This window comes from Pseudacidovorax intermedius (genome assembly GCF_003350475.1).
Classification (GTDB): Bacteria; Pseudomonadota; Gammaproteobacteria; order Burkholderiales; family Burkholderiaceae_C; genus Xenophilus; species Xenophilus intermedius.
Map to the genome: position 1 here is coordinate 252,547 of NZ_QQAV01000007.1, position 12,839 is coordinate 265,385.

Genomic DNA, 12,839 nt, shown 5'->3' on the forward strand with positions numbered 1-12,839 from the left:
ATGAGGGCCCCGGTGCATCGTCCGTGGATCGATCGGCTGGTGCTGGGCGTGGCGCTGCTGGCGGCCTGGGAGGCCACGTCCCGCCTGCTCGGCGCCTACTGGATCAGTTCGCCGATGCTGGTCGTGAGCCGGCTCGGGGCCATGGTCGCGAACGGCGACCTCTGGTTCCATGGCCGCTTCACCCTGGGCGAGGCCCTGGGCGGCTTCCTGCTGGGCGCCGTGCCCGGTTGCGCACTGGCCATGGCGCTGCGTCGCCATCCATGGGCCCGAGAGGCGGTGCTGGCCGTCGCGGGCATCGGCTACGCCATCCCGAAGACGGCGATGGTGCCGCTGTTCATCCTGTGGCTGGGCGTGGGGCCCGGCGCCAAGGTGGCGCTGGTGGCCACGGCCATCTTCTTCATCGTGTTCTACAGCACCCTGGACGGCGTGCGGGCGGTCGATGTCCGGCTGCTCGGCACGGTGCGCGTCCTGGGCGCCAGCGAATGGCAGCTGCTGCGGCATGTGGTGTGGCCGGCGGTGGTGCCCTACCTGTTCGGCGGCCTGCGCGTGGCGGTGCCTTACGCCATCGCGGGGGCCATCGTCGGCGAGATCATCTCGTCGAACCGGGGCATCGGCTACCTGGTGCAGTACGGGGCCTCGGACTTCGACACCACGCTGGTGTTCGTCGCGCTGGTCACCGTGATGGCCATCGTGCTCGGCCTGGGCGCCGTGCTGTCGATGCTCAACCGGCACTGGCTGCGCTGGCAGGCCCCGCAGGCGCAAGCCGCGCGTGCTGTCGGAGTCTGAAGCATGAGACCCGACACACCTGCCGTGGCCCAGTCCACCGCACTGCTTCAGCTGTCGCAGCTCGGCGTCTGCTACGAGGGCGGCGGCGCGCAGGCGCCACGCTGGATCCTGCGCGACGTGGACCTGACGGTGCACGAAGGGGAGTTCGTCACGGTCATGGGGTCCTCCGGCGCCGGCAAGTCGACCTTGCTGAATGTGGTGGCCCAGACGCTGGCGCCCTCGGCCGGCCGCATCCTGTTCCGGGGCCGGCCCGTCGGCGGTGAGGGAATGCCCGCCCAGCCCGGCAGCGGCCGGCAGATCGGCTATGTCACCCAGGACGACAACCTGCTGCCCTGGCGGTCGGTGTGGGACAACGTGATGTTCCCGCTCGAACTGGCCGGCAAGCCCTCCGCCGCGGACGTGGCGCGGGTGCGCCGGCTGGTGGAGCAGGTCGGGCTGGGCCAGCGGACCGGGCACTACCCGCACCAGCTCTCCGGCGGCATGCGCAAGCGGGCCTCGCTGGCGCGCACCCTGGCCTACAACCCGCCCGTCGTGCTCATGGACGAGCCGTTCGGCGCCCTCGATGCCGAGACGCGCGCGCAACTGCAGGCGGACCTGCTGGCGCTGTGGGCGTCGGAGCGCAAGACCATCCTCTTCGTCACGCACGACATCAACGAGGCCATCGCGCTCGGCGACCGCGTGGTGCTGCTGTCCGGCTCGCCAGGGCGCGTGGTGCTCGAGCGGCACATCGACATCCCGCGTCCGCGCGATCCGGAGTCCATCTTCAAGGCGCCGACCTTTGCCGGGCACTACGACGCCATCCGGGCCTGCCTGCGCCACGGAGTCGGAGCATGAGCGGGCGCGGCCGGCTGACGGCCCGTCTGCTGGGGCTCGCCGCTTTCGTGCTGGTGTGGGAATGCGCCAGCCGCGCGCTGGGCGCCTACTGGGTGCCTGGCGTCGGCCAGGTGGCGGCGCGCATCCAGGGCGACTGGGTGGCCGGCCGGCTGCTGGCTGATGTGGCGTCCACCTCGGCGCTGCTGGCCGCGGGCACGGCGATGGGGGCGCTGGCGGGCGGCGGGCTGGCGGTGCTGCTGCGCCTGTCGGCGCGGGCCGATGCGGCTGCGCAGCCCTTCGTGACCGCCGTGATGAGCATTCCCAAGCTCGGGCTGGTGCCACTGCTCGTGCTGTGGTTCGGCACCGGCTGGATGCCCAAGCTGCTGCTGGTGGCGCTGACGGTGCTGTTCATCGTCTTCTCGCTCACTTATGCGGGGCTGGCGACCGTCGATGCGCGATTGCTGATGACGGCGCGCGTATTCGGCGCGACACAGGGCCAGCTCACGCGCCACGTCGTCGTGCCGAGCGTGCTGCCTTTTATCTTCACCGGGCTGCAGGTGGCGCTGCCCTGGGCAGTGAGCGCCGCGCTCGTCGGCGAGTACCTGGCCGCCAAGCGCGGCATCGGACATGGCATCGAGGCCGCCCGCCAGCTCGGCGACACCGTCGGCGTGTACCAGGGCATCGTGCTGGCGACCGCGCTGGTGCTGCTGTGCAGCGGACTGCTGCGCGGATTGCGCCGGCTTCTTCCCGACATTCATCCCTAGCGCAAGGCAGGAAACCATGAAGATCTACCACTTCCTCCACGAGGGCCGCGCACGCTTCGGCGTGCTGGAAGAGCAGGGCGTCGTGCGCGCGATGCGCGGCTCTCCGTTCGACGGCGACATGACCCTGGACGAGGAGCGCTGGCCGCTGGCCGGCCTCCAGCTGCTGGCGCCGACCGTGGCGCGGCCGCGCATCTTCGGCGTCGGCTTCAACTACCGGTCGCACATCCTGGAGACGGGCCGGCCGCTGCCCGACATCCCCCCGCTGTTCATGAAGCCGGACACGAGCCTGCTCGCGCCGGGCGGTGCCATCGTCTATCCGCGCGGGAGCACGGTGGTGCACTACGAGGCGGAACTCGTCGCGGTGATCGGCCGGCGCGCCCGGCATGTGCGGCAGGAGGACGCCCTGGCCCATGTGCTGGGCTACACCTGCGGCAACGACGTGAGCGAGCGCACCATCCAGCGGCAGGAGATGGCCATGGGCCTCATGACGCTGGGCAAGGCCTTCGACACCTTCGCGCCCATCGGCCCCTGCATCGAGACGGCGGTCGATCCGGCCGCGCTGCGCTTGCGGGCCCGGCTCAACGGCAAGGTGGTGCAGGAGGGCAACACCGCGGATCTGCTCTTCGGCGTCGACGCCCTCGTGGCCTACCTGAGCCGCGCCGTCACGCTGCTGCCCGGCGACCTCATCATGACCGGCACGCCAGGCGGTGTCGGTCCCCTGCGGCCCGGGGACGCGGTCGAGATCGAGATCGACGGCATCGGTACCCTCGCCAATACCGTGGTCGAGGAGGACGCATGACCATGGCCCACGAGATCTCAGCCCTGCGGGACCGGGTGCTCGCCGCGGACGAGGCCCGCTACCAGGCCCTGTACGTGCAGGACGTCGAGGCACTGGGCCGGCTGCTCGCGCCGGACTACCTGCACACGCATGCGAACGGCAAGACCGAGGACCGGGCCGCCTTCCTGGCGACCATCGCGTCGGGTCGCTTCCGTTTCGTGGATGCGGTCCGCACGGACCAGCAGGTACGTGCCGCGGGTGCGGCGGTCGTGCTGAGTGGCATCACCACCACGACCCTCGACGTCGGCGGTGCCACCAAGGTGATGCGCAATGCCTTCGTCACCGTGTGGATCGACGCGGCCGACGGGCTGCGGATGCTGCATTGGCAGGCCACTGCCTTGCCCGAGGCATGAGCCATTGGAGGCCGGCCGCCATCGATGAACCCATGACAAAGGAGACGCCCTTGAACCCGACGATCTGCGGCCGAGCCGCCGGCCGCCTGGCCGCTTCGCTGTGCGGCCTGCTCCTGTGCGCCTGCGCGATGGCGCAGCCGGCATTTCCCTCGCGGCAGATCACGCTCGTGCTGCCGGCCGCCGCCGGCACCGGCGTCGACATCATCGGCCGCATCGGCGCCCAGCGCCTGGCGGAGGTGCTGGGCCAGCCCGTGGTGGTGGAGAACGTGGTGGGCGCCAGCGGTGTCATCGGCGTGCAGCGGGCGGTGCGGGCCAGGCCGGACGGGCACACGCTGCTGTTCACCTTCAACCAGACCATGACGATGAATCCGCATGTCGTCGCCAACCTGCCCTACGACCCGCGGAAGGACCTGGTGCCGGTGTCGCGCTTCGCCGCGTCGCCCTTCGTCTGGATGGTCAATACGCAGGTGCCTGTCCATTCCTTCGCCGAGCTGGTCGCCTACGCCAAGGCGCGCCCGGGCAAGCTCGCCATCGGTGTCATGGGCTATGCGTCGGCCGCCTACCTGGGCGCGCAACTGCTCGCCGTGCAGACCGGCGCCGAACTGCTGGCGGTCAACTACGCGGGCAATTTCAGTGCGGACCTGCTGTCGAACGTGGTGCAGGTGTCCATGAGCCCGGCCGCCCAGGTGCCGTCGCTGCTGGCAAGCGGCAAGGTGCGGGCCCTGGCGCAGACGGGCGCCCAGCGGGCCGCATCCATGCCAGACGTGCCGACGGTCGGCGAGACTGTGCCCGGCTTCGTGATCGACGCGTGGTATGGCGTCTGGGTGCCCGCCGGCACGCCAGTGGAGACGGTGGCCACGCTCAGCGACGCATGGCAGAAGGTGGCCGCAATGCCGGAGGTGCGCCGGCAGCTTGCCGCCGTGTCTGCCGTGCCTGTGGGCAGCACCTCGGACGCCCTGCGGACGGTCGTGGACGATGAGCTCACGCTTTGGGGTCAGGTCGTCAAGGCGCGGCGCATCGCGCCTTCCCAGTAGCGCAGGGACCGCACGTCGCACCTGAGGCGCGAGGAATGTCGAGCCGGCCGTGCGGGCGACCGTGCCCGCCTTCGTGGCACGGCCCTTGCAAACGCTCCGTTCCCCTGGAGTTTTCGAATGAGCAACCCCCGTCAACCCGCCCATCCCATCGATCCGCTGTTCACCGAGCGCTGGTCGCCCCGCGCCTTCACCGAAGAGGCCATCGCCGAGCCCGCATTGCTGAGCCTGCTCGAAGCCGCGCGCTGGGCGCCCTCGGCCTACAACGTGCAGCCCTGGCGCTTCATCTACGCGCGCCGCGATACGGCCGCCTGGCAACCCATCTTCGACAGCCTGGTCGAGTTCAATCAGATGTGGACGAAGCGCGCCGCCGCGCTGGTGGTGATCGCGTCCGCCCGCGAGGCCGTGTTCCCCGGCAAGACCGAGCCGGTGCCCAATGCCTCGCATGCCTTCGATGCTGGCGCTGCCTGGGCCAGCCTGGCCTTCCAGGCGCAGCTGTCGGGCTGGTCGGCCCATGCCATGGCCGGCTTCGACGCCGACAAGTTGCGCGCCGCGATCGGCCTGCCCGATGGTTTCGCCATCGACACTGTTGTGGCCGTGGGCCGCAAGGGCGATCCATCCGTGCTGCCCGAGGGCGTCCGCGCGCGCGAAGTGCCGAGCGACCGCCGGCCGCTGGCCGAGTCGGCCTTCGAGGGCCGGTTCGGCGCGCAGGGCTGATCCGCCACCGCGGCGCGGCTCAGGCCGCGCCAGCAGACGGGCTGCGGATCTCTACGCCCATCTGCGTCTCCACCCAGCGCACCAGTTCGGAGACGCTCGCGCCAGGACCCCGCGCCTCGTCCGCGGCCTGCCACAGCGACAGGCCGGCGGCGCTGAGCGGCGCGGGCATGTCCTGCGACCTGGCGAGGTCCAAAGCGATGCCCATGTCCTTGAGCATCAGTTCGAGCTTGAACGGGTCGTCGAAGCGCCGGCTGAGCACCCGCTGGTCGATATGGGTACGGGTGATCCACGAACCGCCGGTCGATTCGTTCAGCACCTGCGTCATCACGGCCGGGTCCAGCCCCGCCCGTGTGCCGAGCGCCAGACCCTCGGCGGTGGCGGTGAGCGTCAGCGCCGTCACCAGGTTGTTCAGGCACTTCATCGTGTGGCCGGCGCCCAGCCCTCCGAGGTGGAAGACCGCACGGCCCATCGCGTCCAGCAATGGCCGCACGCGCGCCACATCCGCCGCCGCGCCGCCCACCATGAAGACCAGTTCTGCCGCCTGGGCGCCCCAGGCGGCACCCGAGACGGGCGCGTCCACCATGGCGATGCCGCGGGCCGCCAGGCCTTCGGCCGTCTCGCGCGTGAGCCAGGGCTCGGCCGAGGATGTGTCCAGCAGCAGGCCGCCCGCCTTCCAGCCGGCCAGCAGGCCCGTCTCCGGGGCGAATACCACCTCGCGCACGACGCGGCCGTTGGGCAGCATGGTGACGACGATGTCGCTGTGGCGGGCGACCTCGCAGGCCGTCGTGCAGGGGCGGATGCCCGGCTGAGCCTCCACCAGGGCGGCCGTGGCACCGGCCTGCGCATCGTGCACCGCCACGCGGTGGCCGACACGGGCCAGATGGCCGGCCATGGGGCCGCCCATCACGCCCAGACCGATGAAGCCGACGCGCAGGGCGGCAGACGTGGAAGCAGCGTCGTGCATGCCAGCCGCCCGCTCAGTCCAGCTGCACGCCGGATGTGCGGATGACCTGGCCCCAGTACGCGCTCTGGGCCCGGGCCATGTCGTAGAACTCCTTGGGCGTGCCCGGCAGGGCCTCGAAGCCGAACTCGCCGAACACCTGCTGCACGCGCGGCGCCTGCAGCGCCTTGCGCAGCTCGGCGTTGAGCTTCTCGACGGCGGGCGCCGGCATGCCCGCCGGCCCGATGAGGCCATGGAAGGCGAAGGCGTTCACCTCGGGGTAGCCCAGCTCGTTGAAGGTGGGCACGTCGGGCAGGGCCTTGGCGCGCTGGGGCAGCGCGATGGCCAGGGCGCGCAGCTTGCCGCTCTTGAGGTAGGGCAGGGCGGTGCCCAGGTCCAGCATCATCATCGGCACCTGGCCGCCCAGCATGTCCTGCAGCGCGGGGGCGGCGCCCTTGTAGGCCACGTGCGTGATGGTGAGGCCGGCCTTCTGCTTGAGCAGCTCCATGGCCATGTGGTGCGGCGTGCCGATGCCTGGCGATGCATAGCTGGCCTTGTCGCCGCTGGCCTTCACATAGCCGACGAACTGCTGCAGGTTCTGCGCCTGGAAGTCGCTGCGCACCACCAGCGCGATTGGAATGCGCCCGATGGCGCCGATGTAGGTGAAGTCGGAGGCCGGCTTGTAGGGCAGCTTGGCGAACATGTGCTCGTTGAAGAGCAGGGCCGCGTTCTCCGCCTGCATCACGGTGTAGCCGTCGGGCTTGGCCTGCATCAGCAGGCCCACGGCGATGTTGGTGGAGGCGCCAGGACGGTTGTCGATCAGCACCGGCTGGCCGATGGAGGGCTGCATGGCGTCGGCCAGCTGCCGCGCGATGCTGTCGGTGCCGCCGCCTGCGGCATAGGGCACCAGCCACTTGATGGGCTGGCTGGGATAGGCGCCCTGGGCCAGCGCGGCACCGGCGGTGGCGGCGGCCAGGGCCAGGGCGGCGCCCAGGCGGTGGAAGAAGCGGGTCATGGGGTTGTCTCCTGTGTTGTGATCGATGCGAAGGAACGCGCGCTCAGCCGTGCAGGACCTGCCACAGCGCGCGGTCGCGCTCGGCAGTCCAGACGGCCGGATGCTCGGTGCCGGTGAGCTCGTCATAGGCGCGCGAGACGTCGAAGGGCAGCACATGCCGGAACACCGGCCAGTCGCCGAAGCGCGGCACCATGGCCGCCTCGGCGCGCGCAAAGCAGCCCTTGAGCGATTCGCCGGCGTCGATGCCGGCCTGCACGGCGCCCAGCAGCGTGGCCAGGAAGTCCTGTGTCAGGCGGATCGCCTCGGCGCACGCAGCCTCGCCCTGCAACACGGCACCGCGGCCGGGCACCAGGGTGCGCGGGCGCAGCGCGGCCACGGCATCGAGCGTGGCGGCCCAGTCGCGGATGTACGCATCGCCGGCATAGACGCCGCAGCGGTTCTCCACGACATCGCCCGAGAAGCACACGCCGGCCTCCGGCAGCCAGGCCACGGTGTCGCCGCTGGAATGGCCGCGGCCCAGCGCCAGCAGCTGCAGCTCGCGGCCGCCGCCCAGCCACAGGCTCATGCGGCTGTCGAAGCTGACGGTCGGCCGGGTCAGGCCCGGGATCTCTTCCACGCCTTCGAACAGGCGCGGAAAGCGGCCCACCTCGGAATCGAAGTCGGCCTGGCCGCGGGTGCGGATCCAGTCCAGCGTGCCCTGGCTGGCGATGATGGCCTGCACCTCGTCGAAGGCGCTGGCACCCATCACGCGCACGGCGTGGTAATGCGTGAGCACGATGGTGCGCACCGGCTTGTCGGTGACGCTGCGGATGGCCGCCAGGAAGTCGCGCGCCATGCGTGGTGTGGGCCGGGTGTCGATGAGCACGACCTGGTCCTCGGCGACGACGAAGCCGCAGTTGGGATCGAAGTCGCTGATGTAGCCGTACACATCGGGCGCCAGCAGGGTGAGGCGCGGCTTCTGCTCGCGGGTGTCGGAGGCCGAGGCGAAGGAGATGGGGGCAGGCGCGGTGGTGGCGGTCATGGGGCAGGTGTGTCGATGTCGAGGGTGGCGGCGCGGATGCAGTCCAGCAGCACCTGCTGGTCGCCGCACTGGTTGGCCAGCAGCAGAACGAGGCGGGCGTTGAGGTCGGCGCTCTGTGCCTCGCTCAGGCCCTCGTGTGCCTGCAGCAGCGCGGCATAGAAGCCGTCGGGATCGGGGATGTGGGGCTCGGTGATCATGGGGCGGGCGTGGAAGGGACAGCGGGCGTCAGGGCGGTGTCGAGCGCCTGGCGCAGGCCGTCGGCCGTGGCGGCGGGCAGCAAGGCGGCGCGGTAGGCGTCGGGGCGCACCAGCAGCAGGCTGCCGGGCTGTTGCAGGCCCAGGTGTGCGAGCTCGGCCGCACCCGCCGCATGGCCGGGGAGGCCGCAGGCGGCATCGGCACGCGGGCCCACCGCCACCAGCCGGATCGGTCGCCCGGCGACGGCGCCCAGGGCGGCATCCACCTGCGCAGGATCGGGCGCATGCCACAGGCCCAGCCAGTGCGTGCCGGGCCGAAGCAGCGCCGCGAGCGAAGTGGACCGGCCTTGCGCATCGGTCAGGGGCACGTTCTGCACGGTCCGGCTGCCGGCCGGCTGCCAGGGCGAGGGCGGGTAGTCGTTGGCGACCGACATGCGGCCGGTGTTGACCAGGCCGCGCGCGAAGGGATGGCGCTCGGCGAGTGCCACCACCGCCCGGCGCAGCACATGCTCGGCGGGTGAACGCGGTGCCAAGAAGCGCGCCGAGCGGCTGGTCACTTCCAGGTTCTGCACGGCCGCGGGCCGGCGCTCGGCGTCGTAGCTGTCCAGCAGGGTGGCGGGCGCCTCGTCGCGCAGCACCAGGGCCAGCTTCCAGGCCAGGTTGGCCGCGTCCTGGATGCCGGTGTTGCCGCCGCGCGCGCCGAAGGGGCTCACCACATGGGCTGCGTCGCCGATGAAGAAGATGCGGCCGTGACGAAAGCGCTCCAGCAGATGGTCCCGGTAGCCGTAGGGGCCGATCCAGACGAACTCGAAGTCCACGTCGGGCCCCAGCTGCTCGCGCAGGCGGGCGGCGGCCACCTCGGGCAGGCTGACCTCGGCGGGGTCGGCGTCCTCGGGCATCTGGTAGTCCATGCGCCAGACGCCGTCGGCCATCAGGTGCTGCCACACGCCGCGGCCTTCGTTGAAGGGCGCGTCCACCCAGGTCCAGCGCTCGACGGGCAGCGGCTTTTTGAAGCGCACGTCGCTGATGCACCAGCGGTCGGTGCTGCGCGAGGCATGGGCCGGCAGGGCGAGTTGCGTGCGGATCGGGCTGTTGGCGCCGGTGGCGTCGATCAGGTGATCCGCGTCCAGCGCGTAGCGGCCCGCGGGCGTCTCGACATGCAGGCGCACGCCGTCGTCTTGCGTTTCCACCTCCAGAACGCGGTTCTTCCAGCGCAGGTCGGTCAGGCCCAGTTCGAGGATGCGGTCCACCAGGAACCACTCCACGTAGAACTGCTGCAGGTTGATGAAGGGCGGCTGCACCGAGACGCTGTCGGTGCGCAGGTTGAAGCTGTAGACCTCGGTGTCGCCCGAGAAGGTGCGGCCGAAGGACCAGGTGGCGCCCTTGGCCGCGATGCGCTCGTAGATGCCCAGGCGCGCGAAGATCTCCAGGCTCTTCTGCGCGTAGCAGATGCCGCGCGACGAAGCGCCGCGCACGCCGACGGTGTCGTCCTCGTCCAGCAGCACGCTGCGGATGCCGCGGCTGGCCAGGTCGCAGGCCAGCGTGAGGCCCGACAGGCCGCCGCCGACGATCACGACCGGATGGCGGCCGGCCTCGCCCGCCGAAAGTTCGGGCGGCGGCACGAAGGGCCACTGCGGCAGTTCGTAGGGTGGGGCAAAGGTGATGGAGTCCATGGTCGAGGGCGCTCCGTGGGTCAGAGGGCGTGGCAGAAGGCGGCGATGGCATCCGCCGCTTCGCGCACCAGTTGCGGCTGGCCGGCCAGGTAATGGTTGCCGCCGACGATGTCGACGTTGCGGATGGCCGAGCCGCCCGCCGCCATCCAGGCGTCGCGCGTGCTGGGAAAGGTGGATTGGTCGGCGGTGTAGGTCAGCAGCAGCTTGGGGCAGGTGGTGTGCGCCAGATTGGTGGGCCCGTCCGCCTGCGAGCGCGAGGACCACTGCGACAGGAAGGCCGTGAGCGAGGTGGTGCGGCCCATGGCGTTGGCCGAGTAGTTGACCTGCCGCGCATCGCCCCACACGCTGCCGGGCGCACGGTCGTTGGCATCCAGCGACAGGTCCACGCAGCGCGGATCGGCATGGGTGCGGTAGACGACGAAGGCCTGGTCCCGCGGCGCGCCGGGCGTGGCGCGCAGCTGTTCGAGCCGGGCCAGCACCCACTGTTCGATGCGCTGCAGCCGGGCCTGCTGGGCGCCCTTGAAGCGGGCCAGGAAGGCCGGGCTGTAGGGCCGCGCGTGGCGGGGGTCGTACATGTCGAGCGCCGGGTCCACGGAGAGCGGGTCGTGCTCGTCCGTGACCGAGGGATCGATCCAGTCGGCCAGCAGCCGGCTGCGGCCCAGGTGCGCCGCGCACAGGGCAATGCCGGCCACCGGCGGCAGGTCAGCCGCATGCAGGCCGCTCGGATCGCCGTCGGGCAGGTGCGTGGCCGTCAGGCGCTCGGCCTGGGCCTGGTAGAAGCTGGCCAGCGCGGCGCCGCCCGAGTTGCCGATCAGCACCACGCGGTCGTAGCCCTGCGACTGCAGGAACTTGACGCCTGCGCCCAGGTCCTGGATGGCCCGCTCCATCAGCAACACTGTGTCGTTGCCCATGTAGCGGGAGTTGAGGCCCAGGCAGCACACGCCGCGCTCGGCCAGCGGGCCTATCAGGTAGTGGCCCATGAAATTGCTGGTCGGGTGCATGACGATGGCCGCCACCCGCGCGCCGTCGGGCGGCGCCATCCACGCGCCGTAGATGCGCGGGCGCAGCATCTGCAGGCCCGACTGGCTTTCCAGTGCGGCGCCGGGCCGCACGTCGATGACGGCGAGTTGCGGCTCAGCCATGCTGCGCTCGCTCTTCGCGCTGGCCGGCCTTGCGCTCGGTCCACTCGTCGAGCGACGCATGGGCCTCGCGGGCATGCGCATCCATCTCGGCCTGCGGCACGGTGGGCGTGGTCAGCTCCACCCGGATGCCATTGGGATCGAAGAAGTAGATCGAGCCGATGATGTGGTGGTCGGTGATGCCCAGCACCGGCACGCCAGCGGCCTCGATGCGGGCCTTGGCCGCGCGCAGCTCCTCCACCGTGTCCACCCGCAGCGCGATGTGGTTGACCCAGGCCGGCGTGTTGGGCGAGGGCGCCGCCACGGTGTCGTCGCCCAGGTCGAAGAAGGCGATGTACGAGCCGTCGCGCATCTGGAAGAAGATGTGCACGTAGGGGCAGTACTCGCCGGTGCTGGGCACGTGCTCGTTCTTGATCACGTGCACGAGCGGCAGGCCGAGCAGGTCCTCCCAGAAGCGGCGGGTTTCCTCGCCGTCGCGGCAGCGCCAGGCGAAGTGGTGCAGGCCGCGGATGGGCACGGGGCCGCGCGGCGGGGTCGTGGGCTCTGGCATGGTGTCTCCGTCTCGCGAGGCCGGTGTGGGCCCCGCGTTGCCGCGATTGGGCACGAGGCACTTCTATGATGCAATCGAAATAAATTCATCGATTGATGAAGGAAGGCCATGAATCTCACCCTGCGCCAATTGCGGGCCTTTGCGGCCGTGGCCGAGGCCGGCAGCTTCACCGCGGCGGCGCGGCAGCTGCACCTGACCCAGTCGGCGTTGAGCGTGCTGGTGCGCGAGCTAGAGCGCGAGATGGGTGTGCAGCTGCTCGACCGCCACACGCGCGCGGTCGAGCTGTCCGAGGCGGGCCGAGAGTTCCTGCCCTCGGTGCACCGCCTGCTGGCCGAGCTGAGCACTGCGGTGGCGAGCGTCACCGACCTGCGCGACAAGAAGAAGGGCCTGCTTCGCCTGGCCGCGCCCCAGCTGATGGCCTGCACCTTCATCCCGCGGGCGGTGTCGGCCTACCGGCAGCGCCATCCGGAGGTGGAGGTGCGCGTCACCGACACGCTGCCCGAGCAGCTGCTGGCCGGCATGCGCGCCGGCGATGTGGAGGTGGCCGTGGGCCAGGACATGGCGGTGGACGACGCGGTGCTGCGGCGCCCGCTGCTGCGCGACCGCCACTGGCTGATCTGCCCGGCCGACCATCCGCTGGCCCGGCGTCGCACCGTGCGTTGGCGCGAGCTGGGCCCGTGGACCTTCATTGCGCCGACACGCGACTTTCGCCAGCGCATCGCGCCCGAGGTGGACGCCGATGTGCGCGCCCTGCTCAACGGCCCACAGACTCAGGAGGTGTCATACATGACCACGGCGCTGGGCATGGTGGCCAACGGCCTGGGGCTCACGGTCTGCCCGACCTATTCGGCGCCGCTGGTACGGGCCTGGGGCCTGGCGATGGTGCGGCTGGCCGAGCCGGACTTCCACCGCGAGGTCTGCGTCTACACGCCCGCCCGGCGCTCGCTGTCGCCGGCCGCGGCCAGTTTCGTGGACATGCTGCTGGCCAACCCCACGCTCGCTTGA

15 protein-coding genes are annotated in these 12,839 nt (G+C 71.1%); 8 read left to right on the plus strand and 7 right to left on the minus strand.

Annotation, left to right across the window (positions count from 1 at the left end):
- The 7 genes from DFR41_RS18205 to DFR41_RS18235 all read left to right on the plus strand — a co-directional run bounded on the left by DFR41_RS18205 (position 1) and on the right by DFR41_RS18235 (position 5,302).
- A complete protein-coding gene (locus DFR41_RS18205; RefSeq protein WP_114803762.1) occupies positions 1 to 786 on the plus strand; it encodes an ABC transporter permease in 786 nt (261 codons plus the stop codon).
- A 3-nt stretch (positions 787 to 789) separates the two neighbouring features.
- Complete coding sequence (locus DFR41_RS18210) at positions 790 to 1,620, plus strand: ABC transporter ATP-binding protein (RefSeq protein ID WP_114803763.1); 831 nt, start codon at positions 790 to 792, stop codon at positions 1,618 to 1,620.
- Positions 1,617 to 2,363, plus strand: coding sequence for an ABC transporter permease (locus DFR41_RS18215; protein WP_114803764.1), 747 nt, complete (start codon positions 1,617 to 1,619; stop codon positions 2,361 to 2,363). The genes DFR41_RS18210 and DFR41_RS18215 overlap by 4 nt, the downstream gene beginning before the upstream one ends.
- Positions 2,364 to 2,379: 16 nt before the next feature.
- On the plus strand, positions 2,380 to 3,162 hold the full coding sequence (locus tag DFR41_RS18220) for a fumarylacetoacetate hydrolase family protein (protein ID WP_114803765.1): 783 nt from the start codon (positions 2,380 to 2,382) through the stop codon (positions 3,160 to 3,162).
- Positions 3,159 to 3,554: a nuclear transport factor 2 family protein gene (locus DFR41_RS18225; protein ID WP_114803766.1), complete on the plus strand. Its 396-nt coding sequence runs from the start codon at positions 3,159 to 3,161 to the stop codon at positions 3,552 to 3,554. The genes DFR41_RS18220 and DFR41_RS18225 overlap by 4 nt, the downstream gene beginning before the upstream one ends.
- 50 nt (positions 3,555 to 3,604) lie before the next feature.
- Complete coding sequence (locus tag DFR41_RS18230; protein WP_170159415.1) at positions 3,605 to 4,588, plus strand: Bug family tripartite tricarboxylate transporter substrate binding protein; 984 nt, start codon at positions 3,605 to 3,607, stop codon at positions 4,586 to 4,588.
- Positions 4,589 to 4,705: 117 nt separating this feature from the next.
- Positions 4,706 to 5,302 (plus strand): nitroreductase family protein, encoded by a 597-nt coding sequence (locus tag DFR41_RS18235; RefSeq protein ID WP_114803768.1) that lies wholly within the window; start codon positions 4,706 to 4,708, stop codon positions 5,300 to 5,302.
- Positions 5,303 to 5,321: 19 nt separating this feature from the next.
- On the opposite strand, the gene DFR41_RS18240 is transcribed toward DFR41_RS18235, so the two are convergent.
- From DFR41_RS18240 to DFR41_RS18270, 7 genes are read right to left on the minus strand one after another with little or no spacing between them, the layout of a single operon-like run.
- Positions 5,322 to 6,266 carry an NAD(P)-dependent oxidoreductase gene (locus DFR41_RS18240; protein ID WP_114803769.1) on the minus strand — a complete coding sequence of 315 codons (945 nt, stop codon included), beginning with the start codon at positions 6,264 to 6,266 and terminating at the stop codon, positions 5,322 to 5,324.
- A 13-nt stretch (positions 6,267 to 6,279) separates the two neighbouring features.
- A complete protein-coding gene (locus tag DFR41_RS18245) occupies positions 6,280 to 7,257 on the minus strand; it encodes a Bug family tripartite tricarboxylate transporter substrate binding protein (RefSeq protein WP_017760220.1) in 978 nt (325 codons plus the stop codon).
- A 43-nt stretch (positions 7,258 to 7,300) separates the two neighbouring features.
- On the minus strand, positions 7,301 to 8,278 hold the full coding sequence (locus DFR41_RS18250) for an MBL fold metallo-hydrolase (RefSeq protein WP_017760221.1): 978 nt from the start codon (positions 8,276 to 8,278) through the stop codon (positions 7,301 to 7,303).
- The gene (locus tag DFR41_RS18255; RefSeq protein WP_017760222.1) at positions 8,275 to 8,475 is read right to left on the minus strand and encodes a DUF2783 domain-containing protein; all 201 of its coding nucleotides are present in this window, start codon (positions 8,473 to 8,475) and stop codon (positions 8,275 to 8,277) included. The genes DFR41_RS18250 and DFR41_RS18255 overlap by 4 nt, the downstream gene beginning before the upstream one ends.
- Positions 8,472 to 10,145, minus strand: a complete 1,674-nt coding sequence (locus DFR41_RS18260; RefSeq protein WP_114803770.1) for an FAD-dependent oxidoreductase — start codon at positions 10,143 to 10,145, stop codon at positions 8,472 to 8,474. The genes DFR41_RS18255 and DFR41_RS18260 overlap by 4 nt, the downstream gene beginning before the upstream one ends.
- Before the next feature lie 20 nt (positions 10,146 to 10,165).
- Entirely contained in the window at positions 10,166 to 11,287 is a 1,122-nt protein-coding gene (locus DFR41_RS18265; RefSeq protein WP_114803771.1) for an alpha/beta hydrolase family protein, read from the minus strand.
- Positions 11,280 to 11,834, minus strand: coding sequence for a VOC family protein (locus tag DFR41_RS18270; protein WP_114803772.1), 555 nt, complete (start codon positions 11,832 to 11,834; stop codon positions 11,280 to 11,282). Before DFR41_RS18270 ends, DFR41_RS18265 begins: the two co-directional genes overlap by 8 nt.
- 108 nt (positions 11,835 to 11,942) lie before the next feature.
- On the opposite strand from DFR41_RS18270, the gene DFR41_RS18275 reads away from it, so the two are divergent.
- Positions 11,943 to 12,839 (plus strand): LysR family transcriptional regulator, encoded by an 897-nt coding sequence (locus DFR41_RS18275; protein ID WP_114803773.1) that lies wholly within the window; start codon positions 11,943 to 11,945, stop codon positions 12,837 to 12,839.

Coding starts and splice junctions, on each gene's coding strand:
- DFR41_RS18250 (WP_017760221.1), bottom strand. CDS start 8,278: ATGACCGCCACCACCGCGCCTGCCCCCATCTCCTTCGCCTCGGCCTCC.
- DFR41_RS18270 (WP_114803772.1), bottom strand. CDS start 11,834: ATGCCAGAGCCCACGACCCCGCCGCGCGGCCCCGTGCCCATCCGCGGC.
- DFR41_RS18275 (WP_114803773.1), top strand. CDS start 11,943: ATGAATCTCACCCTGCGCCAATTGCGGGCCTTTGCGGCCGTGGCCGAG.
- DFR41_RS18240 (WP_114803769.1), bottom strand. CDS start 6,266: ATGCACGACGCTGCTTCCACGTCTGCCGCCCTGCGCGTCGGCTTCATC.
- DFR41_RS18255 (WP_017760222.1), bottom strand. CDS start 8,475: ATGATCACCGAGCCCCACATCCCCGATCCCGACGGCTTCTATGCCGCG.
- DFR41_RS18215 (WP_114803764.1), top strand. CDS start 1,617: ATGAGCGGGCGCGGCCGGCTGACGGCCCGTCTGCTGGGGCTCGCCGCT.
- DFR41_RS18225 (WP_114803766.1), top strand. CDS start 3,159: ATGACCATGGCCCACGAGATCTCAGCCCTGCGGGACCGGGTGCTCGCC.
- DFR41_RS18260 (WP_114803770.1), bottom strand. CDS start 10,145: ATGGACTCCATCACCTTTGCCCCACCCTACGAACTGCCGCAGTGGCCC.
- DFR41_RS18265 (WP_114803771.1), bottom strand. CDS start 11,287: ATGGCTGAGCCGCAACTCGCCGTCATCGACGTGCGGCCCGGCGCCGCA.
- DFR41_RS18235 (WP_114803768.1), top strand. CDS start 4,706: ATGAGCAACCCCCGTCAACCCGCCCATCCCATCGATCCGCTGTTCACC.
- DFR41_RS18210 (WP_114803763.1), top strand. CDS start 790: ATGAGACCCGACACACCTGCCGTGGCCCAGTCCACCGCACTGCTTCAG.
- DFR41_RS18245 (WP_017760220.1), bottom strand. CDS start 7,257: ATGACCCGCTTCTTCCACCGCCTGGGCGCCGCCCTGGCCCTGGCCGCC.
- DFR41_RS18205 (WP_114803762.1), top strand. CDS start 1: ATGAGGGCCCCGGTGCATCGTCCGTGGATCGATCGGCTGGTGCTGGGC.
- DFR41_RS18220 (WP_114803765.1), top strand. CDS start 2,380: ATGAAGATCTACCACTTCCTCCACGAGGGCCGCGCACGCTTCGGCGTG.